Source organism: Arthrobacter sp. 01N442 (assembly GCF_056399345.1).
Genome location: NZ_JBFTRD010000005.1, coordinates 60,783 through 86,238 on the forward strand (window position 1 = coordinate 60,783; position 25,456 = coordinate 86,238).

The 25,456-nt window shown below is 68.6% G+C and carries 22 protein-coding genes; 11 read left to right on the top strand and 11 right to left on the bottom strand.

The annotated features are described in order from the left end of the window. The first annotated feature begins 241 nt into the window (after nt 1-241). Complete coding sequence (locus AC1DNC_RS11545; protein WP_476862689.1) at nt 242-1,576, top strand: MFS transporter; 1,335 nt, start codon at nt 242-244, stop codon at nt 1,574-1,576. 111 nt (nt 1,577-1,687) lie between these two features. Here the strand turns inward: AC1DNC_RS11545 and AC1DNC_RS11550 are convergent, their stop codons facing one another. The 5 genes from AC1DNC_RS11550 to AC1DNC_RS11570 form a co-directional block, all read right to left on the bottom strand. Further along, nucleotides 1,688-2,515 (bottom strand): alpha/beta fold hydrolase, encoded by an 828-nt coding sequence (locus AC1DNC_RS11550; RefSeq protein ID WP_476862690.1) that lies wholly within the window; start codon nt 2,513-2,515, stop codon nt 1,688-1,690. Nucleotides 2,516-2,519: 4 nt separating this feature from the next. Continuing rightward, entirely contained in the window at nt 2,520-2,849 is a 330-nt protein-coding gene (locus tag AC1DNC_RS11555; RefSeq protein ID WP_056426240.1) for a biotin/lipoyl-containing protein, read from the bottom strand. Continuing rightward, the gene (locus tag AC1DNC_RS11560) at nt 2,842-3,906 is read right to left on the bottom strand and encodes an alpha-ketoacid dehydrogenase subunit beta (RefSeq protein ID WP_476862691.1); all 1,065 of its coding nucleotides are present in this window, start codon (nt 3,904-3,906) and stop codon (nt 2,842-2,844) included. The genes AC1DNC_RS11555 and AC1DNC_RS11560 overlap by 8 nt, the downstream gene beginning before the upstream one ends. After that, nucleotides 3,899-4,936, bottom strand: coding sequence for a thiamine pyrophosphate-dependent enzyme (locus tag AC1DNC_RS11565; protein WP_476862692.1), 1,038 nt, complete (start codon nt 4,934-4,936; stop codon nt 3,899-3,901). Before AC1DNC_RS11565 ends, AC1DNC_RS11560 begins: the two co-directional genes overlap by 8 nt. Nucleotides 4,937-5,115: 179 nt before the next feature. Continuing rightward, on the bottom strand, nt 5,116-6,516 hold the full coding sequence (locus tag AC1DNC_RS11570; protein ID WP_476862693.1) for an amino acid permease: 1,401 nt from the start codon (nt 6,514-6,516) through the stop codon (nt 5,116-5,118). A gap of 173 nt (nt 6,517-6,689) precedes the next feature. Here AC1DNC_RS11570 and AC1DNC_RS11575 point away from each other — a divergent pair, with 173 nt between their 5' ends. From AC1DNC_RS11575 to AC1DNC_RS11600, 6 genes are all read left to right on the top strand, one after another. After that, nucleotides 6,690-7,163, top strand: coding sequence for an Lrp/AsnC family transcriptional regulator (locus AC1DNC_RS11575; RefSeq protein ID WP_476862694.1), 474 nt, complete (start codon nt 6,690-6,692; stop codon nt 7,161-7,163). A 152-nt stretch (nt 7,164-7,315) separates the two neighbouring features. Then, a complete protein-coding gene (locus AC1DNC_RS11580) occupies nt 7,316-8,032 on the top strand; it encodes an NUDIX hydrolase (RefSeq protein WP_476862933.1) in 717 nt (238 codons plus the stop codon). Continuing rightward, complete coding sequence (gene nadA / locus AC1DNC_RS11585) at nt 8,029-9,354, top strand: quinolinate synthase NadA (RefSeq protein ID WP_476862695.1); 1,326 nt, start codon at nt 8,029-8,031, stop codon at nt 9,352-9,354. Before AC1DNC_RS11580 ends, nadA begins: the two co-directional genes overlap by 4 nt. Further along, a complete protein-coding gene (locus AC1DNC_RS11590; RefSeq protein ID WP_476862696.1) occupies nt 9,351-11,225 on the top strand; it encodes an L-aspartate oxidase in 1,875 nt (624 codons plus the stop codon). Before nadA ends, AC1DNC_RS11590 begins: the two co-directional genes overlap by 4 nt. Further along, nucleotides 11,222-12,172 (top strand): carboxylating nicotinate-nucleotide diphosphorylase, encoded by a 951-nt coding sequence (nadC, locus tag AC1DNC_RS11595; RefSeq protein WP_476862697.1) that lies wholly within the window; start codon nt 11,222-11,224, stop codon nt 12,170-12,172. The genes AC1DNC_RS11590 and nadC overlap by 4 nt, the downstream gene beginning before the upstream one ends. Before the next feature lie 8 nt (nt 12,173-12,180). Further along, nucleotides 12,181-13,335, top strand: coding sequence for a cysteine desulfurase family protein (locus tag AC1DNC_RS11600; protein ID WP_476862698.1), 1,155 nt, complete (start codon nt 12,181-12,183; stop codon nt 13,333-13,335). 70 nt (nt 13,336-13,405) lie between these two features. On the opposite strand, the gene AC1DNC_RS11605 is transcribed toward AC1DNC_RS11600, so the two are convergent. Then, on the bottom strand, nt 13,406-13,927 hold the full coding sequence (locus AC1DNC_RS11605) for a GtrA family protein (RefSeq protein WP_476862699.1): 522 nt from the start codon (nt 13,925-13,927) through the stop codon (nt 13,406-13,408). 3 nt (nt 13,928-13,930) lie between these two features. Further along, the gene (locus AC1DNC_RS11610) at nt 13,931-14,605 is read right to left on the bottom strand and encodes a DUF1684 domain-containing protein (protein WP_476862700.1); all 675 of its coding nucleotides are present in this window, start codon (nt 14,603-14,605) and stop codon (nt 13,931-13,933) included. An 84-nt stretch (nt 14,606-14,689) separates the two neighbouring features. Here AC1DNC_RS11610 and AC1DNC_RS11615 point away from each other — a divergent pair, with 84 nt between their 5' ends. The 3 genes from AC1DNC_RS11615 (at nt 14,690) to AC1DNC_RS11625 (ending at nt 17,789) form a co-directional block, all read left to right on the top strand. After that, on the top strand, nt 14,690-16,042 hold the full coding sequence (locus AC1DNC_RS11615) for a M20/M25/M40 family metallo-hydrolase (protein WP_476862701.1): 1,353 nt from the start codon (nt 14,690-14,692) through the stop codon (nt 16,040-16,042). 30 nt (nt 16,043-16,072) lie between these two features. After that, on the top strand, nt 16,073-16,897 hold the full coding sequence (locus AC1DNC_RS11620) for a hypothetical protein (protein ID WP_476862702.1): 825 nt from the start codon (nt 16,073-16,075) through the stop codon (nt 16,895-16,897). Between the two features lie 85 nt (nt 16,898-16,982). Next, nucleotides 16,983-17,789 carry a transglutaminase-like domain-containing protein gene (locus AC1DNC_RS11625; RefSeq protein ID WP_476862703.1) on the top strand — a complete coding sequence of 269 codons (807 nt, stop codon included), beginning with the start codon at nt 16,983-16,985 and terminating at the stop codon, nt 17,787-17,789. 19 nt (nt 17,790-17,808) lie between these two features. Here the strand turns inward: AC1DNC_RS11625 and AC1DNC_RS11630 are convergent, their stop codons facing one another. Both AC1DNC_RS11630 and AC1DNC_RS11635 read right to left on the bottom strand, forming a co-directional pair. After that, nucleotides 17,809-18,309 (bottom strand): MarR family winged helix-turn-helix transcriptional regulator, encoded by a 501-nt coding sequence (locus AC1DNC_RS11630; RefSeq protein WP_476862704.1) that lies wholly within the window; start codon nt 18,307-18,309, stop codon nt 17,809-17,811. Continuing rightward, entirely contained in the window at nt 18,309-19,412 is a 1,104-nt protein-coding gene (locus AC1DNC_RS11635) for an LLM class flavin-dependent oxidoreductase (RefSeq protein WP_476862705.1), read from the bottom strand. The genes AC1DNC_RS11630 and AC1DNC_RS11635 overlap by 1 nt, the downstream gene beginning before the upstream one ends. Nucleotides 19,413-19,608: 196 nt before the next feature. Between AC1DNC_RS11635 and AC1DNC_RS11640 the strand changes: the two genes are divergently transcribed. Then, nucleotides 19,609-21,078, top strand: coding sequence for an MFS transporter (locus AC1DNC_RS11640; RefSeq protein ID WP_476862934.1), 1,470 nt, complete (start codon nt 19,609-19,611; stop codon nt 21,076-21,078). Between the two features lie 61 nt (nt 21,079-21,139). Here the strand turns inward: AC1DNC_RS11640 and AC1DNC_RS11645 are convergent, their stop codons facing one another. Together AC1DNC_RS11645 and AC1DNC_RS11650 are read right to left on the bottom strand one after the other, a co-directional pair. Further along, entirely contained in the window at nt 21,140-22,078 is a 939-nt protein-coding gene (locus AC1DNC_RS11645) for an endonuclease domain-containing protein (RefSeq protein WP_476862706.1), read from the bottom strand. Between the two features lie 145 nt (nt 22,079-22,223). Next, a complete protein-coding gene (locus AC1DNC_RS11650; RefSeq protein ID WP_476862707.1) occupies nt 22,224-25,445 on the bottom strand; it encodes an efflux RND transporter permease subunit in 3,222 nt (1,073 codons plus the stop codon). Nucleotides 25,446-25,456 lie beyond the last annotated feature (11 nt).

A 25,456-nucleotide genomic window follows, 5' to 3' on the forward strand; every position in this document is an offset into this window, starting at 1 on the left:
ATATATGAACAATGCGTTCGATTATAGAACTCGCGATGGAGCCCTGAACAGCTCCTGCCGGCCGTTATCCCCGGCCGGCAGCCACCTTTACGGACACATCCAGCGAAATGTGTGCTCTATCACAGTTTTCATAGTATGATCGCAGTTACTAACTGACCGTTCGATCAGTAATTCATGAGGCATTTAGTTATTCACTCGCACCCACCCGGGCAGTACCTCTGCCCCCAGCTACGGAGTTCCAATGACCGCAACTTCCACCGTTGATTCTGAGGCGGGCCCCAGCAGCAAGCATGAGGAACGTAAGGTCCTCGCCGGGACGCTGGTCGGCACCACCATCGAGTGGTACGACTTCTTCATCTTCGCCCAGCTGACAGCAACGCTGCTGTCCCCGCTCTTCCTGGCGCCCCTCAACGCGTCCAACCCGGGCCTGGCGCAGATTCTGTCCTTCGCCCTGATCGGTATCAGCTTCCTGTTCCGGCCGCTCGGTGCCATCATTGCCGGGCACCTCGGCGACCGCCTCGGCCGCAAGGCGATGCTGGTCTTCACCCTGGTGATGATGGGTGCCGCGACGGCGCTGATCGGCATGCTGCCGACCTACGCCCAGATCGGTTTCTGGGCCCCCGTCCTCCTCATCCTGCTCCGCGTCATCCAGGGCTTCTCCGCCGGCGGTGAATGGGGCGGCGCTGCGCTGATGGCCGTCGAGCACGCCCCGATGAGCAAGCGCGGACTGTTCGGCGCCTACCCGCAGATCGGTGTTCCGGTGGGCATGATCCTCGCCACCGGCCTGCTGTTCTTCCTCAACACCAGCATGTCCAAGGAAGACTTCGGCGCGTGGGGCTGGCGGGTTCCGTTCCTGCTTTCGATCGTGCTGATCGTGGTCGGCTACCTCATCCGCCGCGCCGTGGCCGAGAGCCCGGTCTTCAAGGAGATGCAGGACCGCAAGGAAGAAAGTAAGGCTCCCCTGGGCGAGCTGATCCGCAAGCACAAGAAGGCCGTCCTCTACTCCACGATGATCTTCATCGGCAACAACGCCGCCGGCTACCTGCTGATCGCGTTCTTCATCTCCTACGCCACCAAGACGCTGAAGATGCCCACCCCGCAGATTCTGCTGGCCACCACGCTGGCATCCTTCGGCTGGCTCATCTTCACCCTGGTCGGCGGCTGGCTCTCTGACAAGATCGGCCGGGTCAAGACCTTCCTGATCGGCTACGGGATTGTCTTCGCCTGGATGATCCCGATGTTCGCCCTGATCGACACCAAGGACATCCTCCTCTACGGCGTCGCGCTGTTCGTGCTGACCATCGGCCTCGGCCTGTCCTACGGCCCGATGTCCGCGATGTACGCCGAGATGTTCCCGGCAAACGTCCGCTACTCCGGCATCTCCATCGGCTACGCCTTCGGCGCCATCCTGGGCGGCGCCTTCGCGGCGACCATTGCCGAGGCCCTGCTGCAGGGCACGCACTGGACCGGCTCCATCGGCATCTACATCATGATCCTCTGCGTCATCTCCGCCGTCGGCGTCGTGCTGGCCAAGGAAACCCGCGGCCGTCCGCTGGGCGTCAGCAGCCACCACTAGGCAGCAGCCCGTCAGTCGGCAGCTCCGCCAGGAAACACGCCACACAGAAGAGGCACGGACCGCGGTCCGTGCCTCTTCTGTGTTTCGGCTTCGATGCAAAATCCAGGCGGCTCAGACGCCCAGGAAGCTGATGGCCCCTTGCTTGAACGCCCGGCTGGTGACGGCGTTGGTGTGGTTCCGTGCGGGGAGGACGAGCTGTTCCACCATCGCCCCGCCCTTGGCGCCGAGCGCGGCGAGCTCCGGCATGGACGCGGCCCGCTCGTCCTTTTCGCCGGCAACCAGCAGCATCGGCATCTGCGGCACCGCCTCGGCGGGGTCGAACGGCTCGTCCTTGATCGCCTCGATCAGGGAGAGCAGGGCAAAGATGTTGTTGCTCGGCAGCAGTTGGGCCATCTTCAACAGCCCGGCGGTGGACGCATCCGCAATCGGCGTGCCGTCGGCCAGGTACCGCTGCGCGGCGACCAGGTCGAACTCCGCCAGCGGGTCCGCGATGTTGGGTCCGCCCAGCACCAGCCGGTGGACCAGCTCGCGCTGGGTCGCACCGAACTCCCAGGCCAGCCGGGACCCCAGCGAGTAGCCGATCACGTCCAGGCCGCTGGCCGGATCCCCGTCGCGCAGCGGACGCGCGCCGGCGTCGAACGCGATCTGCAGCAGGTCCGCACGGATCCGGCTGGGGGAGTAGGAATCCCGGTCCTCCGGGGCACCGCTACGGCCGTGGCCGGGCAGGTCCACGGTGATGACGCGGCGGCCGGCCTCGGTGAGGGCGGCGATCCAGCCGGTGTCCTCCCAGTTGAGCTTGGAGGAAGAGGAGAAGCCGTGCAGCAGCAGGACCGGCCGAAGCCCGGCGTCGTCCTTGGGATCGTGCACCCCGACGTAGAGCTGGGGGTCGGTGCCCTCGACCGTGTGGGAATGCTGTTCGCCGGTGTGCCTGCCGCTCATGGTGTCAGTCCTCATCAAGTACGGCGCTCAGGCGGACCCGGCGCTTCGGTGCCTCTTCCTTCGGGACCGTGCCCACGATGCCGGCGGTGTTGTCCGGCACCTCGAACACGATCAGGGGCTCGCCGACGTTGATCTTGTCGCCGGGCCCGCCGTGGATACGCACTACCTTACCTGCCTGCGGGCTGGGCAATTCGACGGCGGACTTGGTGGTTTCGACCTCCACGAGCGGCTGGTTCCGCTCCACCTGGTCGCCCGGTGCAACCAGCCATTCCAGCACGGTCGCCTCGATGAGCCCTTCGCCGAGATCCGGCAGCGGGAAGGAAATTTCAGCCACGTTTGTACTCCAATACTCGCTGGATACCGAAGAGGATCCGGTCAATGTTCGGGATGTATTCGTCCTCCAGGTCGCCGGAGGGATACGGGACGTCGAATCCGGTCACGCGCTCCACCGGTGCCTTGAGCGTGTCAAAGCAGCTCTGGGTGATCAGCTGCGCCACCTCGGCGCCCAGCCCGGAGGTCAGCGGCGCCTCATGGACGACGACGGCGCGGCGCGTCTTGCGCACGGAGGCGGCCAGCGCCTCGGCGTCGATCGGCTTGAGCCAGCGCAGGTCCAGGACCTCGATGTCGATCCCGTCCTCGGCGGCGAGCTCCGCCACCTGCAGGCAGCGCGCCACCATGGCGCCCCACGCCACAAGGGTCAGGTGTCGGCCCTCGCGCATGACCTTGGCGCCCTCGGGGGTGCTGGGGTTGGCTACGTCCACCTCGCCCTTCTGCCAGTAGCGGGACTTCGGCTCCATGAAGATCACCGGGTCCGGCCGCGTGGCGGCGTGCTTGAGCAGGTGGTAGGCCTCGTGCGGGTTCGACGGCGAGACCACCTTCAGCCCGGGCACGTGGGCGAAGAGCGCCTCGAGGCTTTCGCCGTGGTGTTCGGGCGCGCGGATGCCGCCAAAGCTGGGTACGCGCAGCGTGATCGGCATCGGCAGGGTGCCGCGGCTGCGGTAGTTCATCCGGGCGATTTGGCAGACGATCTGGTTGATCGCCGGGTAGGCAAAGCCGTCGAACTGGACTTCCGGGATGGGGTGGAAGCCGGCCATCGCTAGGCCCACGGACATGCCGAGGATGCCGGATTCCGCCAGCGGGGTGTCGAAGACCCGCTGCGCGCCGTGCTTGGCCTGCAGCCCGTCGGTGATCCGGAAGACCCCGCCGAGGCGGCCGCAGTCCTCGCCGAAGATGACGGCCTTGGGGTTCTCGGCCAGCACCTCGTCGAGCGCGCGGTTGAGCGCCTGCTGCATGGACAGGGTTTCGGTGCCGGGCGCATCTGCGCTGTTGGCAGTGTTGTCGGCAGTGCTGTCACCTGCGGCAGCTGCGCCTTCAAGAATCGAGTTAGACATGTTCGGACTCCTCGCGCCAGTTGGCGGCCTGGGCCTGCAGGGCAGGGGTGGTTTCCTGGAAGACCAGGTCGAACATTTCGGCTCCGGGGCGCGGGCCCAGGGCCTGGATGCCGGTGCGGATCTCTTCCTCTTCGGCTTTGGCCGCGGCCAGGGCCTCGGCGAAGAACTCCTCGCCGGCGATCCCGTCCGCCAGCAGCCGCTGCTTGAGCCGCTCCAGCGGATCCTCGCCGGCGCTGTCGCGTTCCTCGTCGAGGGAGCGGTAGCGGCCGGGGTCATCGGAGGTCGAGTGCGGGCCGCGCCGGTAGGTCATGGCCTCGATCAGCACGGGGCCATTGCCGGAGCGGGCGTGCGCGAAGGCGCGGCGGGTGGCTTCGACGACGGCGACGACGTCGTTGCCGTCGACCTGCAGCGCCGGCATGCCGTAGCCGGCCGCGCGGGCGGCGACGGAGCCGCCGGCCACCTGGCGTTCGGTGGGAACCGAGATGGCCCAGCCGTTGTTCTGCACGAAGAAGACCACGGGTGCCTTCATCACGGCCGCAAAGTTCAGGGCCTCGTGGACGTCGCCCTGCGAGGAGGCGCCGTCGCCGAAGTAGGTAAGGGCGACGCCGTCCTTCTGTTCCAGGGTCTGGCCGTGGGCCCAGCCGACGGCATGCAGCACGGATCCGGCCACTACGGCCTGGATCGGGGCGAGGCGGGACTGCATCGGGTCGTAGAGGCCGCCGTGCCAGGTGGCCTTGTGGGTGGACATGTAGCCCACCATGTCCACGCCCATGGTCCGGGCGACGCCCATTTCACGGTAGGTGGGGAAGACGAAATCGCGGGTGGTGTCCACGGCGTAGCCGCTGCCCACCTGGGCGGCTTCCTGGCCGAGCTCCGGGGCGTAGCCGGGAATGATGCCTTGCCGCTGCCAAGCGATCGCCGAGGTGTCCAGGTGCCGTACCGCGACCATCAGCGAGTAGAGCTCGCGCAGCTGGGCGGGAGTGAGCGGCCCGGCGTCGTCGCCGGAAACCGCGAGGGGGAGTGTTTCCATGCCTGTGACCCTAGTCACGGTCTAAGTCCTAGGCAATCAGCTCAGGAAACGCTGACCATTCTGCGCAAGAACGCTAGCCAAGCCGCCGCCGCACGTGGCAATTTGTGCAGCTATAGGCGTTACCCAACTGACTGGCAGTAGGGGCCGTTATGAGCGACCAAAACGGCCCCTAATGCGAGCTACTTGGGCTCGACTGCCCGGGATTCGTCGGGCGTCCGGGTCCGGTTCAGCCGGGCGCCGATCCAGCAGGCGGCGGCAATGCCGACAATCAGCGCCATGGTGCTGAAGAGCTGCTTGCTGCTGTCCGGGCTGCTGAAGCCGACGGCGAAGATCAGGGCCAGGAGGATCAGCCCGAAGATCGTGATCCCCGGGAACCCCTTCATCTGCAGCGGCAGTACCGTGCCTGCGCGGTCCGCCCGGCGCCGCAGGATCAGCTGTGACACCAGGGCCGAGCCCCACACCACGAGGCAGGTTGAGCCCACCAGCTGGAAAAGCGCCGGCAGGATCCGTTCCGGGAACAGCAGTTCGAGTACGGCGGCGAGGAAGCCGAACGCCACCGAGATGCTGACCGCGATGACCGGAACGCGGGTCCTGGTGAGCCGGGACAGGAACCGGGGAGCTTCGCCGCGGACGGACAGCGAGTAGGCCATCCGGGATGCCCCGTACAGGTTCGCGTTGAGGGCGGAAAGCAGTGCGACGACGGCGACCAGGGTGATGGCGGCGCCGGCCCCGGGGATGCGGGCCAGGTCCAGGACGCCGGCGAACGGCGACTTCAGTGCTGCCGACGTCGACGGCAGCACCGCGGCGATGACGAATACGGAGCCGATGTAGAACACCAGGATCCGCCAGACGACGGTGCGGATCGCGTGACCCACGCTGCGTTCGGGATCCTCCGTCTCGGCCGCGGCGACGCTGACGATTTCCGTGCCGCCGAACGCGAAGATCACCACGAACAAGGCCGCGGCGATGCCGCCAAGGCCCGCCGGGGCGAAGTTGGCGGTGATGTTGGACAGCCCCGGGCTGGGAACCTCCGGTAGCCAGCCGAAGAGCAGGGCCGCGCCGATGGCCAGGAACAGCAGGATGGCGGCGACCTTGAGGATCGCGAACCAGAATTCGAACTCGCCGAAGTTCCTCACCCCGGCGAGGTTGATGGCCGTGAACACCGCCATGAAGATCAGCGCGAGGCCCCACACCGGGACCACCGGCCAGATGGTGAAGAGCAACCCGGCCGCACCGAGCGCTTCGGCTGCGATGACGACGACGAGCTGCAGCCACCAGAGCCAGCCCACGGTGGCGCCGGCGGTCTTGCCCATCGCCTTTTCGGCGTAGACGGAGAACGCGCCGCTGTTCGGATTCGCGGCGGCCATCTCGCCGAGGGCCCACATCACGATGATGATCAGGGTGCCCGCGACCAGGTAGGAGATCAGGACGGCCGGCCCGGCGGCCTGGATTCCGGCCCCCGATCCGAGGAACAGGCCGGCGCCAATGGCGCTGCCGAGTCCCATCATGGTGAGCTGCCGGGGCTTCATGCTGTGGCCGAGTTTCAGGGCCGGGCGCTCCGCGGTGGACTTCGTTGTCATGCTGGCGAACCTTCTTACGGTGGTGGAGTTGTCCTTTTGGGACCATTTGAATTTACCGTCCCGTGGATGCCCCTGCGCGCGGGCGGCGTGAGAGCATGGTGGCAGTTTGTTGAATATCCGGCCCGAATCGTGACGATTTGCGCTATTGAATCCCTGCAGGCAAGGAAACCGCCGTGAACGTTGACCCGCTCGACGCAAAGATTGTCCGATTCTTCACGGACTTCCCGCGGGCTTCCGTGCTGGAGGCGTCCCGGGTGCTGAAGGTCGCCCGCGCCACCGTGCAGTCGCGGCTGGACCGGATGCAGGAGAACGGTGTGATCGGCTCCTGGGTGCCGCAGCCGGATCCGGCCCGCTTCGGTTACCCGGTGGTGGCGTTCTGCTCCCTGACCATCAACCAGGATCTTGGCCACGACGCCGTCGTGGAGGCCTTGGCCCGGATTCCCGAGCTGATTGAGATCCACACCGTGTCCGGCAGTTCGGACCTGATGGCCCGGATTGCGGCCCGCTCCAACTCGGACCTGCAGCGGGTGCTCGATGCGATGATCGCCACCCGGACGGTGCTGCGGTCTTCCTCCGTGATCGTGCTCAACACCCATTTCGAGGGCCGGACCCTGCCGCTGCTGGAAGCCGCCGCGGAGGGTCAGTAGGCCGCGCGGCCGGCCCGGGACCGCAACTTTTTGCGCCGGACCGCCGTCGTCGTAGAATTAGTTCTAGTCAATTTGACTATAACTACTCCGGCGGTAGGGCCGGAACCGTCCGGGCAGTCTCCACAGGCCCGGATCCCGGACCGCGGGGGTCGATCACCGTCTACACCTCTCCAGCCAACGTCTCGGAGCGCCAGCTCGCGCCGCCGTCGCTGGCCATCTCCACGGTGATCTTCGCCCTGCGCCCGAGTGAACGCTCCGGGCGCCCCACGCTGTGGATTCCGCTGGTGCGCCGGATCCGGGAGCCGTTCAAGGGGCTCTGGGCATTGCCCGGTGGCCCGCTCACGCACTCCGAGTCGCTCCAGGACGCCGCCTCGCGGAACCTGCGCGAGACCACCGGACTGACGCCAAACTACCTCGAACAGCTTTACGCCTTCGGCGGCCTGCACCGTTCGCCCACCCAGCGGGTGGTGTCGATCGTCTACTGGGCGCTGGTCCAGCCCACCGAGGCTGCGCTCGCCGACGAATCGGAAAACGTCCGCTGGTTCCGGGCCGACCGGCTTGGCGAACTGGCCTTCGACCACAACGCAATCATCGAGTACGCGCTTTGGCGGCTGCGGAACAAGATGGCCTACGGCTCAATCGCCTACCACCTCCTCGGCGAATACTTCACCCTGGCCCAGGTCCGCGAAGTCTATGAGGCAGTCCTGGACCGCGAGCTGGATCCGGCGAACTTCCGCCGCCAGATCAAAGCCGCCCCGGAAATCGAAGAAACCGACGAGTACCTCCAAGGCGGCAAGCACCGCCCGCCCCGCCTCTACCGCTTCACCGGCCGCCCCGGCCTCGATCCAGACAACAGGAGCACACCATGAGCAGCGTCAACACGGCGATCCAGCTGATCACGCGCGAGGCGGCCACAAGCCAGGCAACAGCCAGCGCCACGGGCATCGCAGCTGCGGGGTCCACCTGCAGCCCGGCGCTCGCCCGGGGCCCCTGGGACTACGACCTCGCCGAGGCCCTCGCCGGTGTGCCCGCCTACGGCCCCGGCGCCTCGGCGGCCGACGTCGCCCCCCGGTCCACGCCGCGGCAGGGCCAGCTCCCGGAGGAGTACCGCATCGCCGGCGACGCCGAACTGGACACCCGGATCCGGGCCGCCAAGGCGGCCCTGGGCGACCGTGCCGTCATCCTGGGCCACTTCTACCAGCGCGACGAGGTGGTGGAATACGCCGACTTCGTGGGCGACTCCTTCCAACTCGCCAACGCGGCGCTGACCAGGCCCGACGCCGAGGCGATCATTTTCTGCGGCGTGCACTTCATGGCCGAAACCGCGGACATCCTGTCCCGGCCGGAGCAGGCCGTAATCCTGCCCAACCTCGCCGCGGGCTGCTCGATGGCGGACATGGCGGACATCGATTCGGTCACCGAATGCTGGGAACAGCTGGAAGAGCTTTTCGGCACGGAGCCCGACGCCGACGGCCGGGTGCCCGTCATCCCGGTCACCTACATGAACTCCTCGGCCGCGCTCAAGGGCTTCTGCGGCGAGCACGGCGGCATCGTCTGCACCTCCTCGAACGCCGCCACGGTGCTGGAGTGGGCGTTCGAGCGGGGCCAGCGTGTGCTGTTCTTCCCGGACCAGCACCTGGGACGGAACACCGCCAAAGCCATGGGCGTGCCGCTGGAGCAGATGCCGATGTGGAATCCGCGCAGGGAGCTTGGCGGCAACGACGAGCAGGCGCTGCAGGACTCCCGGGTAATCCTCTGGCACGGCTTTTGCTCCGTGCACAAGCGTTTCAACGTCGCCCAGATTGAGAAGGCACGGGCCGATTTCCCGGGCGTGCAGGTCATCGTGCACCCGGAGTGCCCGATGGAGGTGGTCGACGCCGCGGACTCCGCCGGCTCCACCGACTTCATCCGCAAGGCCATCGCCGCCGCCACGGAGCCCACCGTCTTCGCCGTCGGCACCGAGATCAACCTGGTGAACCGGCTCGCCGCCGAATACCCGCAGCACACCATCTTCTGCCTGGACCCGGTGATCTGCCCCTGCTCCACCATGTACCGCATCCACCCGGGCTACCTAGCGTGGGTGCTGGAGTCCTTGGTCCGCGGCGAGGTGGTCAACCGCATCACGGTGGCGGACGACGTCGCGGCCCCCGCCCGCGTCGCGTTGGAGCGCATGCTGGCGGCGCGGCCGTGACCAGGCGGCTCGTCGTCGTCGGCAGCGGGATCGCCGGACTGTACGCGGCTCTGCTCGCCTCCGAGCAAGGTTCCCATCCGGGCAGCGCCGGCGCGGCACCCGGGGCCGAGGTGGTGCTCCTGACAAAGGGGGCGCTGGAGCAGAGCAACACCTTCTACGCCCAGGGCGGCGTCTCCGCCGTACTGGCGCCGGGGGAGGCCGCGCCGGGCGATTCCGTGGCGGCGCACATCGCCGACACCCTCGCCGCCGGTGCCGGGCACAATGACCCGGACGCGGTGCGGATCCTTTGCACCGAGGCCGTCCGGGATATCGCCGGGCTGCGCCGCTTCGGCGTGGAATTCGACGCGCTTCCCGACAGCGGACCGGCGCTGGGGCTGGAAGCTGCGCATTCCGCGGCCCGCATCCTGCACGCCGGCGGCGACGCTACCGGCGCCCGCATTGCCCGCGCGCTGGTGGCGGCCGTGCTGCAGCGCGCCGAGCAGGGCAGGCTGCGGGTGGAGACCGGCGCCTTCGTCACCGAGCTGCTCACCGGAGGCGGCAGCCAGGCGAAAGGCGCCGCTTCGGGCGCCGTCACCGGCGTCGCCTACCTCGCCGGCGGGGAGCTGAAGCATCTCGACGCCGACGCCGTAGTGATCGCCACGGGCGGCGCCGGGCGGCTCTTCGCCCGCACCAGCAACCCCTCGGTCGCCACCGCCGATGGCCTCGCGCTGGCCTGGCGCGCCGGCGCCGACGTCCGCGACCTCGAGTTCTTCCAGTTCCACCCGACCACGCTCGCTGCCGCCGAACTGCCGGGCGGACCGCCGGCGCTGCTGATCTCCGAAGCGGTGCGCGGCGAGGGTGCGGTGCTGCTGGACGCGGCGGGCTACCGCTTTATGCCCGACTACCACCCGGATGCGGAGCTGGCTCCGCGCGACGTCGTCTCCCGCAGCATTGCCCTGCACCTTGCAGCCGCCGGCCTGCCGGCAGACAGCCCGGTCTACCTGGACGCCCGGGGGATCGAGGCCCGGCGCGGAACGGGTTTCCTGGCCGGGCGGTTCCCCACCATCAACGCGGCCACCCGCGCCGCCGGCTACGACTGGACCACCGAACCGCTGCCCGTATCCCCTGCCGCGCACTACTGGATGGGCGGGGTCGCCACCGACCATCGGGGACGCACCTCGGTACCGGGGCTCTACGCCGCGGGAGAGGTCGCCTGCACGGGCGTCCAGGGCGCCAACCGGCTGGCCAGCAATTCACTGCTGGAGGGCCTGGTGTTCGGGCGCCGGGCCGTGGAGGACTTCCTGGAAGGTGCGCCGCACGGGGCGTCAGTTGGGGCGTCGTCCGACGCCGTTCCTCCGCGGGCTGTCTCGGCCGCGGGCGGCCTCCCCTTGACGCCCGCTTCCGGAACGCCATCGGCCGACGGTGGGCAGCCGGCCTTGCGTGCCGCCCCGGAATATCACCGGGCCGGTTTGCCCGAGGGGCGTGGGAAGACGGGGCCGGTTCCGGAGTCGTTTTCGAGGGATGCTCTTGGGCGGTTGATGACCTCGCATGCCGGGGTCCTGCGTTCGGGGGTTGACCTCGATGGTGCCGCCGTGCAGCTGGCCGAGTGGGCCGCCGTCGTCCGTCCTGAAGAAGTGCCGGACATGCTGGATCCGCGGGAGCACGAGGACCGGAACCTGCTCCTGGCCGCCGGGTTGCTGGTGCAGGCCGCCCGGGCCAGAAGCGGCTCACTCGGCGCCCACTTCCGCGCGGACGCAGACGCAGCCTCCCGGCAGGCCGATGTCAGCCTCCCGGCGATGCTCGCAGCGCCGGCCCGATCCACCCCTCCCGCCGCAACACACGGGTACCGGCACGCCGCCGTATCCCGTCAAAAGCAAAGGATTTCCTCATGACTGCCACCACCCAGGAAACGCAGGCCCCCACCGCCCTCGCGGGAACCCTCCCGGCGGCCGCCGTCGATGCCGTATTGCGGACCGCACTGCAGGAGGACTCCCCGTACGGCGACATCACCTCGCAGACCCTCATCCCCGCCGGGGCCCGCGCCACGGCGGTGCTGGCCGCGCGGGTGCCAGGCGTGCTCAGCGGCGGCGAGGTGTTCGCCGCAGCGATGAAGCTGGCGGACCCGTCCGCCGTCGTCGAACTGCTCGTGGCCGACGGTGACTCCTTTGAAGCCGGCACGGCGCTGGCCCGGGTGACCGGCGACGCCCGGGGTGTGCTGCTGGCAGAGCGGGTGGCCCTGAACCTCGTGCAGCGGATGAGCGCCATCGCCACGCGGACCGCGGAATTCGTCGCGCTGGTTGCAGGCACCCGCGCCCGGATCACCGACACCCGGAAGACCACGCCCGGGCTGAGGGTGCTGGAGCGCTACGCGGTCCGCTGCGGCGGCGGGGCCAACCACCGCTTCAGCCTCTCGGACGCGGTCCTGGCCAAGGACAACCACCTGGCCGTGCTCACCGGGGGAGACCCAGCGAAGCTGACCACGGTGCTGCGGGACGCCAAGGCACGGCTGGGGCACACCACGCATTTCGAGGTGGAGGTGGACAGCATGGAGCAGATCGAGCCCGTGCTGGCCGCCGGCGTGGACACCATCATGCTGGACAACTTCTCGCTGATCGAGCTCGCCGACGGCGTGGAGCTGGTCGCAGGGCGGGCCCGGGTGGAGGCCAGCGGCAACGTCAGCCTCGCCACGGTGGCAGGGATCGCCGCGACCGGGGTGGACGTCATCTCGATCGGCGCGCTCACCCACAGCGTCACCGCCCTGGACCTGGGCCTCGATGTCGAACTGGAAGCCGCCGTGGCTACCGAGGCTGACCGGGGAGCCGGCCCGGCGGCCGGCTGAGGAATTCCGTGATCTTCCTTGACGCCGCCGCCACCACCCCGGTTCGCCGGGAGGTGCTCGAAGCCATGTGGCCGTACCTCAGCGGCGACTTTGGCAACCCCTCCAGCCACCACTCGCTCGGGGAGGCCGCCGCCGTGGCGCTCGCCGGAGCGCGGGAGGCGACCGCGAGGGCCCTGGGTTGCCGGCCGGGCGAAGTCGTCTTCACCTCCGGCGGCACGGAAGCGGACAACCTCGCCGTGAAAGGCATCGCTCTGGCCAGGCGCGCCTCGGACCCGCGCCTGGACCGGGTGGCGATCAGCGCCGTCGAACATCCTGCGGTGGAAGAATCCGCCAGGTACCTCGAACGGGTCCACGGCTTTGCCGTCGACGTGATCCCGGTGGGCCGCTACGGGCAGGTCACCGAGCAGGCGCTCGCCGCCGTGCTCCGGCCGGAGACCGCGCTGGTGAGCATCATGTACGCCAACAATGAGGTCGGCACGGTGCAGCCCGTGGCCCGGCTCGCGGCCCTGGCCCGCAGCCAGGGTGTCCCGCTGCACAGCGACGCCGTGCAGGCCGCCGGCTGGCTCTCCCTCGACACGCGCGAGCTGGGAGTCGACGCCCTGAGCCTTTCCGGCCACAAGCTGGGCGCCCCGAAAGGCTGCGGGGCGCTGTTCGTGCGCAGCCGGACCCGAATGGAGCCGCTGATCCACGGCGGCGGCCAGGAACGCGGCCGCCGCTCGGGCACCGAGAACGTCGCGGGTGCCGTGGCCCTGGCGACGGCGTTGACCCTCGCCGGGACCTCGCAGCAGGCGGCTTCAGCCAGGGTGGCCGCACTGCGTGATGACTTCATTTCCGCCGTCCTGGCCGGAGTGCCCGGGGCCGTACTGACGGGCCATCCGGACGAGCGGCTGCCGTCGGTGGCGTCCTTCTGCTTCCCGGGAACCAGCGGCGAGTCGGTGCTGCTGGAGCTCGAGCGGCAGGGCGTTATCTGCTCCAGCGGTTCGGCCTGCGCCGCGGGTTCCGATGAGCCCTCGCCCGTGCTGCTGGCGATGGGAATCAGCGCGGAGGTGGCGCAGACCGCCGTGCGCTTCAGCTTCGAATCGTCCATTACCGCACCCGAGCTGCGCGAAGCGGCGGCAGCAGTGCACAGCGCCGTCGGCAGCGTCCGGTCCCTGGGCGCCTGAGCCCGCGTTCCTCTCTCACTTATGGCTGCTCCGGAGGCGCCGGAACACCCATAAGTGAGAGAGCAACCGGCTAGCGGTGCCGGGCGCGGCGGAAGATCCAGTGCCGCAGCATGGTGAACCGCGCCGCCGTGGCCAGGAATCCGGACAGGGTGGTGGTCCAGAGCTCGTCGGCCACGGTGGCGTCCGGGTTGAGCCAGTGCAGGATGCCGAGGCTGCCGCCGGTAATCAGCAGGGCGACGGCGATCACGATCAGCCCGTTGAGGTGGTCGCGCTTCATCCGGTGGCGCTCGGTAATTTTGAACGTCAGCCGCCGGTTCAGCGCGGTATTCATCAGCGAAGTGATGATCAGCGCCGCCGCGTTGGCAGGCTGCGGCCCGATCCACGGCCGCAGGAAGGCGTACAGCGCCAGCGAGGACACCGTGCACACGACGCCGACGCCGGTGAAGCGCAGCAGCTGACGGACCACGGGATAGCGGAGCACGCCCCGGTGGCGGCGCCGCGGCGACGCCTGCGGGGGAGAGGCCGGGAGGAGTGGGGCGGTGTCCGGCGGAACGGACGGGGCGGGCTGCTCCTGTTGTAGCTGCGACTCCATCCGCTAGTACAGCTCGCCGACCGGGATGTCCACGGCGAGGCGGTTGGCGGGTCCTGCCAGCGGGCAGGCCCAGGCCTCGTTGTAGGCGCAGGACGGGTTGTAGGCGAAGTTGAAGTCCAACACAAATTCGGCGTCGGGCCCGGAACCGTTGACGCCGTGGAAGGCGCCCTTGATCGTGTCCAGCAGGTAGCGGCCCGCGCCGTAGCTGCCGCCGGGCTGGCCGGCAGTGGCGTCGCGGAACGGCACGAAGATGCCGCCGCCGTAGCCGTTGAGCTTCCAGACCGCCAGCTGGCCCATCTCGGGCAGGTCGAAGGTGCCCAGCCTGACAAAGCGGACGACGCCGTCGGTTCCGGTTTCGACGTTCATCTCCCGTCCGGCGCCCTCTTTCGTGATGGGGACGTGGAAGCGGTAGATCGGGTCGTAGTCCGCGGTCCGGAGGCCGCCGAAGTTCGCCTTGGCCTCTGCGGTCAGCGGCGAGGCGGGGTGGGTGCCGAACATCCGGTCCCTCTCCTGCCGCCAGTAGGAGTGGGCTTCGGCCGGGCTGTCCGCAGCGATCTTACGCACGGCGGCGTAGAGCGCGAAGGTCCGGAGCCGCCAATCCGCGATGTCGACGGCGGACATCCCCGCGACGCCGTCGGTCGCGCCAATGTCTTCTCCGTCAAAATGCTGTTCAGCCATCCCACCAGCCTAGCCCTGTTTAGCTGCCCGGTTTGCGGCGGGCCGTGCCCCCGGAGCGCCGGCGGCGGGTCGTAGACTGCCCGCATGCACAACACCGCCCCCGACGAATCAGCCCGCCGCGCCGCAGCCTCGCTCGCCGAACTCGTCCGCTTCCGCACCGTTTCCTCCCGGGTCCCGGCCGAGGTGGACGCCGACGAGTTCGAGGCCTTCCTCGCGGCGCTGCCCCTGCTCTATCCTGCGGTGCACGCGGCCCTGGAGGTGGAGCGTGTTAACGGCGCGGCCCTGCTGTTCCGCTGGCCCGGCACGGCGGCGGAGCCCGGCAGCGGCGCCACGGTGTTGATGGCCCACTACGACGTGGTTCCGGCGGGGGACGAGCAGGCGTGGACCCACCCGCCGTTCTCCGGTCACAGCGATGGAACCCACCTCTGGGGCCGCGGCACCCTGGACGACAAGGGCCAGCTCGTCGCCATCCTGGAGGCCGCGGAAGCCCTGCTCGGTGACGGTTTCGCTCCGGAGCACGACATTTATTTCTCCTTCGGAAACAACGAAGAGACCGCGGGCGACAGTGCCGCAGTTGCGGTGGACCTCCTGGCTGGCCGCGGGGTGCGGCCCTGGCTGGTGCTGGACGAGGGCGGTGCCGTGGCGGGCGGCGCGTTTCCCGGCGTGAGCCGGCCGGCCGCCGTCGTCGGCGTGGCCGAAAAGGGGATCCTGGATGTCGAGCTGCTGACCCGGGACCCCGGGGGACACGCCTCGACGCCGCCCCGGATGGGAGCGACGGCGCGGCTGGCGCGCGCGATCACCAGGATCGAGCAGAACCCCTTCCCGCAGCGCCTCCCGGAGGTGACCGCGGAGATGCTCCGGCGCTTCGGGCCGCACGCACCGGGCCCGCTGCGGGTGGCGTTCGCGAATCTGTCGCTGCTCAAGGTTCCGATGACGTGGCTCTTCGGCCGGCTGGGGAACGAAACCAACGCGATGACCCGCACCACCGTAGCCATCACCACCCTGGAAGGCAGTGCCGGCGCCAACGTGCTCGCCGCTACGGCCAGGGCGAACGCCAACATCCGGGTGGCCGTCGGCGACACCGTGGCCGGGACCGTGGAGCGGCTGCGGAAGGTCATCCGGGATCCGAAGGTGGAACTGCGGGTGGTGGAGGGCAATGAGCCCACGCCGGTGTCCGCCTCAGTTGGTCCGCAGTGGCAGCTGCTGGAGGACTGCATCTCCGAGATCTTCCCGGAGGCGATCATCACGCCGTACATCATGATGGGCGGGACGGATTCGCGCCGCTTCACCCGGATCTCCGACTCGGTGTACCGGTTTGCGCCCTTCGCTATGGACGCAGCGGACCGTGGCACCATCCACGCCGTCGACGAGAAGATCTCGCTTGAGACCCTGGGCCGCGGCGTCCGCTTCTACGAAACGCTGATCCGGAGGCTCTAAACCGGACCAGGCCCCGGCTACGCTGGCACCATGACTGGCACGGTTCTCTCCCGCGGACTCCGGATTACCGCTGCGCTGGCGCTCACCGCCGGTGCGCTCGCAGGCTGCAGCAGCGAAGGCAAGGGCGCCCCGGCCTGGACGGCGGGCGGCCCGGACGGAAGCTCGACGGCGGCTCCCTCCGCCGGCGGGTCGACGGCGGCCAGCCCGGGCGGGACTGTCACGGGCACGGCCTCCGCCGGCGCCTCCGCCACGGCGGGTGCGACGGCCGGTGCGACGGCCGCGGCCTGGAAGACGTACTCCGATCCCGGCAAGAACGTCAGTTTCGAACTGCCGCAGGAATGGATTGCCCAGTCGGTCACCCCGGCGCAGGGCACACTGCCGGGGGCGCTGAAGATCGAGGTCAAGGACCCGGACGGCCGGTACCTGGCCACTCTGCAGACCGGACTCAGGCCGCAGCCGGCGGACGCGTGCAAGGCAAAAGCGGCCAAACAGTACGTCGTGGTCAGCAGCGTTCCGGTGGAACTGCCGCACCTGGGCGGGGAAGGAACCATCGACCCGCACGTGGTGTTCCGGGTGATCCAGGGCTACAAGTACTTCGGCTCCTACGGCATCACCAACGTGGTCGGCGGGGCGGGCGGGAAATCCTGCGCCCTGCGGAACGTCGTCCGCGGCCCCGAAGGCAAGGGCGATTACTCTTTCGGCGACCTCGTGGAGCTGAAGGCGTTCGCTCCGGACCAGAAAGTGGCCCCGGCCAAGTCCTTTGACACACTGGGACAAGCGGACAAATACGTCAACGAAGGCTCGGAATTCGCCAACGTCCAGCGGATGCTAATGTCGCTGAAGATCAAAAACTAGTCCCGCCGGGCCGGTACTGCGGCTGCCCGGGACACTGCCCTTCCGCTGAGAATCCAGCGGCCTCGCTCGCACCCCCCGGAGATTCATGGAACGCATCGTGTCCGCACGCCTGGCCTTCAAGACCGTGGCCGATACCAAGGTCGCGATGGCGGTGGCCGTTGCCCGCAACCCCGGCTACAGCTGCTTCGAGGAGTCGTTGTCCGTGACGGCCGGCGGCGAGGACGTGGCCCTGACCGAGCTCTCGGACAACCACGGCGGCCGCTTCCACTACATGGAATTCGCCGAACCAACAGAGGTGCTGGTGGAGTACGGGGCCACCGTCAACGGGTTCGCCGTCCCGGAGGAACCCGGGCTGATGGAACTCATCCGCTACGTCAGGCCCAGCCGCTACGCCGAATCCGACCGGCTGCTCCCTACCGCGTACGCCGAGTTCGGCGGCCTGGACGGAGCGGAGCTCCTGCACGCCGTGCGGAACTGGGTCTTCAGTGAATTGCGCTACGTCAGCGGATCGTCGCGCGGGACCGACGGCGCCGTCGAGACGCTGCTGCACCGGCGCGGCGTCTGCCGGGATTTCGCGCACCTGGCCATTTCTTTGTTGCGGTCCAAGAACGTCCCGGCGCGGCTGGCCGCCGTCTACGCGCCGGGACTGAGCCCGATGGACTTCCATGCCGTGGCCGAAGCCCATATCAACGGTGCCTGGCACGTCATAGACCCCACCGGCCTGGCGCCCCGGGAGAGCATGCTCCGGATTACCGCAGGCCGGGATTCCTCGGACACCGCGTTCCTGTCCACCGTGGGCGGCAGCCTCTTGCTGAAGGAACTGAAGGTCACCGCCACCGTCACCGGAGAGCTTCCGGCCGAGGACCCGGCAGCCCTGGTCGCCATCCGCTAGCGGCGCTGGTCGCCATCCGCTAGCGGCCCGAGACCGAAGCCCTCAGCTTGTCCGTCAGCCGGAGCAACTCCTCCTGCTCGGCCGGGGTGAGCGCCGGACCCACCAGGGCGGCAATATCGCGGACATGCTCGCGCCCGATCGCCTTCTGCAGCTCCCGCCCGGCGTCGGTGAGCCGGATCAGGACGCCACGGCCGTCGTCGGGGGCTGGCCTGCGCTCGACGAGGCCGCGCTTCTCGAGCCGCTCCACCAGCCGGCTCAGGCTCGACTGGCTGAGCAGCACATGGTCGTTGAGCTCATTCTGGCGCAGCCAGCCGGACGGGCAGCGGGAGAGGGTGAAGAGCACGTCGTACTCGTTCAGGGCCAGGGACTTGAAGGCCGGGCCGGCCTGCAGCCGCCGCATCACGGCGACCTGGGCACGGAACAGGGATTCCCAGGTCTGCGCCGCCAGCCGCACCGGGGAGGCCGGCCCCGGTGCTTGGTCGGCGGCATCGACGGCAGCAGTGCCTGCTTTCGCGGACATCAGGCGTCCTGCGGGGCCGCTTCACGGGCAGCCAGCGAGGCGGCCACGCGTCCGGCGTGCGTCGGCGGTTCGGGAACATGGGCCGGGGTCTTCTCCGCGTATTCCTTGCGGAGCACCGGCAGGACTTCCTCGCCGAACAGGTCCAACTGTTCCAGCACCGTCTTCAGCGGCAGGCCGGCGTGGTCGATCAGGAACAGCTGGCGCTGGTAGTCCCCGAAGTACTCACGGAAGGTCAGGGTCTTCTCGATGACTTCCTGCGGGCTGCCCACCGTGAGCGGGGTCTGCGAGGTGAAGTCCTCGAGCGAGGGACCGTGGCCGTAGACGGGGGCGTTGTCGAAGTACGGGCGGAACTCCTTCACGGCGTCCTGCGAATTCTTCCGCATGAAGAACTGGCCGCCGAGGCCCACAATCGCCTGGTCCGCCTTGCCGTGGCCGTAGTGCTCGTAGCGTTCGCGGTAGAGGCCAATCAGCTGCTGGTAGTGCTCCTTGGGCCAGAAGATGTTGTTGGCGAAGAAGCCGTCGCCGTAGTACGCCGCTACTTCGGCGATCTGCGGGGTGCGGATCGAGCCGTGCCAGACAAAGGGTGCGACGCCGTCGAGCGGGCGCGGCGTGGACGTGAAGTTCTGCAGCGGGGTGCGGTGCTTGCCGGACCAGTTGACGGTGTCCTCGTCCCAAAGCCGGCGGAGCAGGGAGTAGTTCTCGATGGCGAGCTCGATCCCGTCCTGGATGTTCTTGCCGAACCAGGGGTAGACGGGGGCCGTGTTGCCGCGGCCCAGAACCAGGTCCACCCGGCCGCCGGCAAGGTGCTGGAGCATCGCGAAGTCCTCGGCGATCTTCACCGGGTCGTTGGTGGTGATCAGCGTGGTGGCGGTGGAGAGGATGATCCGCTCCGTCTGCGCCGCGATGTAGGCGAGCGTTGTGGTGGGGGAGGAGGAGAAGAACGGCCGGTTGTGGTGCTCGCCGATGGCGTAGACGTCCATGCCGATTTCTTCGACCTTCTTGGCGATGGCAACCGAGGCCTTGATGCGCTCGTGTTCCGTGGGAGTGCGGCCCGTGGTGGGGTCGGTAGTGATGTCGCTGACGCTGAATACGCCGATCTGCATGGTGTTCCTTTCCGGGGCCGGAGACTTCCGGTAACTGCTTCTACTATAGCTTATTTACATGCATTTGCATCTATCACCGACTATAACGTCCGCCACGCCGCGATATTCCCTCGCCTGCGGGGTGGCCGCGGGGCCCGGACCTAGGATGCAATCAGTCGGCTGGCCGCCCGATGCCCAGCCCGCCCGGAAGGTCGCCATGCGCCGCGTTGTCGCTTTTCTGTGTCTGGTGGAACTTACCAGCGGGATACTGCAGGGCTACTACACGCCCATCCTTACCGACATCGCCCGGCACCTGGGGATCCACGACGCCGACGTGAACTGGTTCGAGGCCGCCCAGCTGACGGTCAGCGCCCTGGCCGTGCCGGTGCTGGCGAAGCTGGGGGACCTCTACGGACACCGCAGGATCCTGCTCGTCTCCACCGTGCTCACCGCCGCCGCGTCCTGGGGCGTGGCGCTGGCGCCGGATTTCTGGACGTTCCTCGCGGCATGGTCGCTGCAGGGCTTTTACGTGGTCTGGCTTCCGCTGGAAATCGCCCTCGTCTTCAGCCGGGTGCACGCGCTGCCCGACGGCGCCGCCCGCACCCGCCGCGCCGCCGGAGCCCTGGTGGGCGCACTGGAATTCGGCGTCATCGCCGGCGCCCTCGCCGCCGGTGCCCTCGTGGAAGTCTTCGCAGGCCAACTGCAGCTGGTGCTGATGCTTCCCGCGATGGCAGTCACGGCGTGCTGGTTCGCCATCCGCTTCGGGGTGCCGGAATCCACCCAACGCGGCGGCGGCACAGTAGACACCCGCGGCTTCGCGCTGCTCGCCGTCGGGCTCCTGCTGATCACCTCCGGGCTGACGTTCATGCGCCTCAACGGCCCCGGAGCCTGGTGGGCGTGGGCGCTGGTCGCGGCCGGCCTGCTGGTCTTTGTCCCGTTCACCCGCGTGGAGCTGGGCCGCGAAGATCCGCTCGTGGACATTCGGATGCTGCGGTCCAAGTCAATGTGGCCGGTGCAGCTGACCGCAGGGCTGTTCGGGGTGTCCGTACTCGGCGCCCAGGCCCCGCTCTCCACCTTCGCCCGGACCGACCCCGCCCTACACGGCTACGGACTGGGGCTGCGCGCTGGCCAGGTCTCGATCATCATCGGGGTGTACGTGCTCGCGCTGCTGGTAGGGGCGCTGCTGTACCCGGTGGTGACACGGCGGCTGACTCCGCGCTGGACCCTGGTGGGCGCGGCAGCGCTCGTGGGGCTGGGCTACTTGCTGTTCCTGCCCCTCCACGGCAGCCTGGCCGAGGCGCTGGTCAACATGGCGGTGGCCGGCGTCGGCTCCGGGGCACTCGTGGCGGCGCTACCCTCGGCTGCGGCTGCGGCGGCGCCCCTGAACCGCACGGCGATGGCCACCGGCCTGACCAACACCACCAAGACCATCGGCGGGGCTTTCGCCTCGGCGGTCTTCGGCATAGCCCTGATCAGCCATGTCCTGGCCGACGCCGGTGCTGCCGCCGGCGCCGGCCAGACAGCGGCGCCGCTGGCCGGCTACCTCACGGTGTGGACCATCTGCGGGGTTACCGGACTGGCCGCGGCCGCCGCGCTGGTGCTGGTGCCACGGATGGCCTTCTCCGACCCGGATCCCGCGCTTGCACGAACCCTCGAAACCACCAAGCCGGCTTCCGCCCCCAACTAGCTCGCATTTGTTGTCGTTTTGGGCCCTCATAACGACAACAACTGCCAGTCAGTTGGGAAAATCAGCGCGGGCTCCAGCCTCCGACCAGCAGCGCGACGCGGACCTTCGACACCGCAGAACGGGCGTCGTTGGCCATGTGACGTTTGGACACCCGGACCAGCGTCCAGCCGGCCCGGCTGAAATCTTCCTCCCGGGTGATGTCCCGGATCACCTGCCCGGCCGCGGAGTGCCCCTCGCCTTCGTATTCCACCGCCACCAGAAATTCCGGATACGCCAGATCGGGATGACGCACGACGCCGTTGAGCAGCACCGTGCGCGGGTTCACCTCGGGTTCCGGCAAACCCGCCCGCGCCAATGCGAGTCGCAGCCGGGTCTCGGGTGCGGAGTCAGAGCCGACCCGGGCCAGCTCCAAGGCCAGCCGGGCCTTGCGGATTCCCGGGGTTCCCTTGTGCCGGTCCAGCATCTCGGCCAGGTCGGCGATGCTGGCGTGGGGATCACCGCGACCCTCCAGGCCAGGCCGCGGAACACGGATCAGATGGTCGGCCACCACGGTGAGCTCGTCCACCGTCATCAGCCGGGACACGTCGAGCCAGGTCCGGGCCCGCGTCGTCAATAGGAGGCCGCCGATGCTCGTGATCTCATCGGGAAAGAATTGGCCGACGTGGCCGATCACGCCAGTCCGCCGGGGGATGGCCATGGAATCGGGCCGCGATAGGTGGATGCGTGGTCCGTCCGAACCGGGCAAGAAACCGGGCATCTCCCAGAGCCGGAATGCCGTGGCGTGCGAGGCGGCCGTGAATTCCGTAATCAGGGTGAAGGGCCGCACCAGCGGGGCCAAGCCGGGAGTCGGTTCCGCGCCGCACGGGATGCGGATGCCTCGACTCGGCGATACGAGGCCGTGGTGCCGGAGCCGGCGGTAGCTGGCCCCGGCCTCGAGCGCCTCCTGAAAGGTGAAGGGCGCACGGGCAACCGCGTCCGGCAGGGGCTGCGGGGTCTTCATAGCCCCATGCTGGCAAATTCCGATGGCGCCTAGGAGGTTATCCACAGGCCCGGCCCGCGCAAACCCAACTAGCTCGCAGTAGTTGTCGTTTTGGGCGGTCAAAACGACAACTACTGCGAGCTAGTTGGGAAGGGAGAGGAGGGACCTAGTTGCGGAGCGCGGGGGCTTCGTCCGGTTCGTCGGCCTCGAACTGCCCGTCCTGCCGGGCATCGACGGTGTCCGCCGGCGCGGGCTGGGCCCGGCGGCCATGGACGGGCCTGCCGCCCTCGGCCTTCTGCAGTGCCTTCCGTTCGCGCCGGCCTTCGACCAGCCGGTAGAGCACAGGCACCAGGATCAGCGTCAGGGCGGTGGAGGAGATGAGGCCGCCGATCACCACAACGGCCAGCGGCTGCGAGATGAAACCGCCGCCGCCGGTCAGGCCCAGCGCCATCGGGGTCAGCGCGAACACCGTGGCCAGCGCGGTCATCAGGATCGGGCGGAGGCGCTGCCGTGCGCCGTGCGTGATCGCTTCCGCCACGCTCATCCCTGGCTCGCCGTTGCGGGGCTGGCGGTACTGGTTGATCAGGTCGATCAACACGATTGCGTTGGTCACCACGATGCCCACGAGCATTAGCATGCCGATCAGTGACGGCAGCCCCAGCGGAACGCCCGTCACCAGCAGCAGTGCGATCGCGCCGGTGGCCGCGAACGGGATGGAGACCAGCAGGATCAGCGGCTGCACGAGCGACTTGAACGCGGCGACCATGATCACATAGACAATCGCGATGGCGGCCAGCAGCGCCAGCCCCAGCTGACCGAAGGACTCTGCCTGCTGGGTGGTGGCTCCGCCGATCTCTGCCGTGACGCCCGGCGGGAGCTGGACGTTCTTGAGCCGGGCCTGCACCTCGGTGCTGACCGCGCCCAGGTTGCCGCCGGACGGCGTGACGGAGACGCGTGCGGTCCGCTGGCCGTTGCTGGCCGTAATGGAGACCGGGACGTCCACCTGTTCCACCGAGGCGATCGAAGACAGCGGAACCGGTCCCCGCGCCGTCGGCAGCGGGAGGTCGCGCACGGCGCCGATGCTGGTGAAGCGGGTACCCTCGCCGATCCGGACCGGGAAATCGTTCGTGCCGATGCGGACGGTCCCTGCAGGGATCGGGCTGATGGTGGAGGCCAGCACGCCGGCGACCTGCTGTTCGTTGAGGCCGGCCGCGACGGCCTTGGCGCGGTCCACCTTGACCTGGACCACGGGCTGGCTCGCGGCCAGGTTGGTGCTGACCTCGGACGAGCCGGGTACGCCGTCCATGGCCTTGACCAGGGCGTCGCTCGCCGTCTTGAGGTCGGCGGAGCTGGCGGCCTTGAGTGTGATGTCGACAGTCGACGTCGTGCCGAAGCCGCCCTGCTGCGATCCGACCGTGATCTTGCCGGCGCCGGAGATCTTGGCGAGCTCGTTGCGGACGGTGTCCTGCAGCTTGCCCTGGTTGGCTTTCTCCTCGGTCACGACCGTGAAGCTGGAGTTCGCAGCCCCGGTGGACTGCAGCGCCGAGAAGCCGGACTGGGCGTTACCGGTGGTGACCTGGACGTCCTTGATCCCGTCGATGCCGCGCAGTGCCTTTTCGACCTTGACGGCGGCGGCGCTGCCCTCGGAGAGGCTGGTGCCGGCCGGAAGGGCCTGCTTCACGGTCATGCTGTTTTCGCCCGAACGGCCCAGCAGGTCGGTGGCGAGCAGCGGGGACATCGCGGCGGTGCCACCGAGTACCAGAACGGCCGCCACCAGGGTGATCACGGGGTGCCGCTGGGTCTTGGTCAGGATGGGAAGGTAGCCGCGCTGCAGGAAGCCGCGCTGCTCCGCCTCGTGGGCTTTCGCAGCTGTTTCGCGGGCGGAAGCCTCGGAAACCTCGGCGCCGGCCTTGTCCGCGGGCGTCCGGAGGAACCAGTAGGCCAGCACCGGAACGATGGTCAGCGAGACCAGGAGCGAGGAGACCAGCGCGATCGTGACCGTCAAAGCGAAGGGCCGGAACAGCTCTCCAGCGAGTCCCGCCACGAACGCGATCGGCAGGAAGACCGCCACGGTGGTGAGGGTGGACGCGGTGATGGCGCCGGCTACCTCGCGGATGGACGTCAGGATCGCGGTGATTTTCTGCTCGCCGTAGCTCAGGTGCCGCTTGATGTTCTCGATCACCACGATCGAGTCGTCCACCACGCGGCCGATCGCGATGGTCAGCGCGCCGAGGGTCAGGATATTGAGCGAGTACCCGGTGGCCGAGAGACCGATGAAGGTGATCAGCAGCGACAACGGGATAGACACGGCTGTGACCAGCGTCGAGCGCACCGAGAGCAGGAACAGCAGGATGACGGCGACGGCGAAGCCCAGGCCCAGCAGGCCCTCCGTCGTGAGGTCCTTGATGGACTTCTCGATAAACGGCGCCTGGTCGAACACCGGGGTGAACTTGGCGTTGGAGCCCAGTTCCGCTTCAAGCTGCGGGATGGAGTCCTTGACCGCATGGGAGATGCCCACCGTGTCGCCCTCGGGCTTCTTGGTGACCGAGACGGCCAGGGTTTCCTTGCCGTTGGTGCGGGTGATCGAGGTGCGGGCGTCCTCGGCGATGCTGACGTCCGCCACGCTGCCGATGGTCGCGGCGTCCCGGGCGCCGCCCAGCGGCAGGGCCTTGATGGCGTCGATGGAATCCACCGGGCTGCCGATCTGCAACGAAAGGGTCTTGCCCTTCTCTTCGATGCTTCCCGCCGGGACGAGCGTGCCGTTGTTCTTCAGCGCGTCGGAAATGGTTCCGATGGTCACCCCGGCGGCCGCCATCTCCTTCGGCCGCGGCAGGATCTGGATGTGCTGGGTGGCCCCGCCCGTCACTTCGGCGCCGCGCACGCCGTCGAGCTTCTGCAGCCGCGGCACGCTGAGGCGGGTTAGGTCCGCGTTGAGCTCGCTCAGCGGCTTGTCCGAGGAGACGGCGAGGTAGACGATCGGGAAGTCACTTATGCTGCCGGCGATCGCCTGCGGCTGGACGTCCTTCGGCAGCGCCTGCTTGGCGTTGGAGATGGCACGGTCAATCTGGTTCCGGGCGCGGTCCAGATTGGATCCGTACGTGAATGCCAGGGTGATCTGCGAAACGCCGTTCCGTGACGTCGACGACGTCGATTCCAGACCTTCGACGCCGTTGAGCGCCGTCTCCAGCGGACCACTGATCTGCTTGTCCACCACTTCCGGCGATGCGCCGGGCATCGAAGTGATGACCGTGATCTGCGGGAATTCGATGGACGGGATGAGCTCCTGCTTGAGCGAGGTCATCGTGATCACGCCGAACACCGACGCGAAGACGGTGATCAGCGCAATCAGCGCCCGGTTTGCTAGCGAGAGCTGGGCCAGCCGGAACATCTCATGGTCTC

Excerpts from the sequence above, each read along its gene's own strand:
- AC1DNC_RS11645 (WP_476862706.1), bottom strand. The coding sequence starts at position 22,078 with ATGAAGACCCCGCAGCCCCTGCCGGACGCGGTTGCCCGTGCGCCCTTC.
- nadC (WP_476862697.1), top strand. The coding sequence starts at position 11,222 with ATGACTGCCACCACCCAGGAAACGCAGGCCCCCACCGCCCTCGCGGGA.
- AC1DNC_RS11560 (WP_476862691.1), bottom strand. The coding sequence starts at position 3,906 with ATGTCTAACTCGATTCTTGAAGGCGCAGCTGCCGCAGGTGACAGCACT.
- nadA (WP_476862695.1), top strand. The coding sequence starts at position 8,029 with ATGAGCAGCGTCAACACGGCGATCCAGCTGATCACGCGCGAGGCGGCC.
- AC1DNC_RS11570 (WP_476862693.1), bottom strand. The coding sequence starts at position 6,516 with ATGACAACGAAGTCCACCGCGGAGCGCCCGGCCCTGAAACTCGGCCAC.
- AC1DNC_RS11620 (WP_476862702.1), top strand. The coding sequence starts at position 16,073 with ATGACTGGCACGGTTCTCTCCCGCGGACTCCGGATTACCGCTGCGCTG.
- AC1DNC_RS11630 (WP_476862704.1), bottom strand. The coding sequence starts at position 18,309 with ATGTCCGCGAAAGCAGGCACTGCTGCCGTCGATGCCGCCGACCAAGCA.
- AC1DNC_RS11545 (WP_476862689.1), top strand. The coding sequence starts at position 242 with ATGACCGCAACTTCCACCGTTGATTCTGAGGCGGGCCCCAGCAGCAAG.
- AC1DNC_RS11605 (WP_476862699.1), bottom strand. The coding sequence starts at position 13,927 with ATGGAGTCGCAGCTACAACAGGAGCAGCCCGCCCCGTCCGTTCCGCCG.
- AC1DNC_RS11610 (WP_476862700.1), bottom strand. The coding sequence starts at position 14,605 with ATGGCTGAACAGCATTTTGACGGAGAAGACATTGGCGCGACCGACGGC.
- AC1DNC_RS11625 (WP_476862703.1), top strand. The coding sequence starts at position 16,983 with ATGGAACGCATCGTGTCCGCACGCCTGGCCTTCAAGACCGTGGCCGAT.
- AC1DNC_RS11550 (WP_476862690.1), bottom strand. The coding sequence starts at position 2,515 with ATGAGCGGCAGGCACACCGGCGAACAGCATTCCCACACGGTCGAGGGC.
- AC1DNC_RS11565 (WP_476862692.1), bottom strand. The coding sequence starts at position 4,936 with ATGGAAACACTCCCCCTCGCGGTTTCCGGCGACGACGCCGGGCCGCTC.
- AC1DNC_RS11635 (WP_476862705.1), bottom strand. The coding sequence starts at position 19,412 with ATGCAGATCGGCGTATTCAGCGTCAGCGACATCACTACCGACCCCACC.
- AC1DNC_RS11615 (WP_476862701.1), top strand. The coding sequence starts at position 14,690 with ATGCACAACACCGCCCCCGACGAATCAGCCCGCCGCGCCGCAGCCTCG.
- AC1DNC_RS11650 (WP_476862707.1), bottom strand. The coding sequence starts at position 25,445 with ATGTTCCGGCTGGCCCAGCTCTCGCTAGCAAACCGGGCGCTGATTGCG.
- AC1DNC_RS11640 (WP_476862934.1), top strand. The coding sequence starts at position 19,609 with ATGCGCCGCGTTGTCGCTTTTCTGTGTCTGGTGGAACTTACCAGCGGG.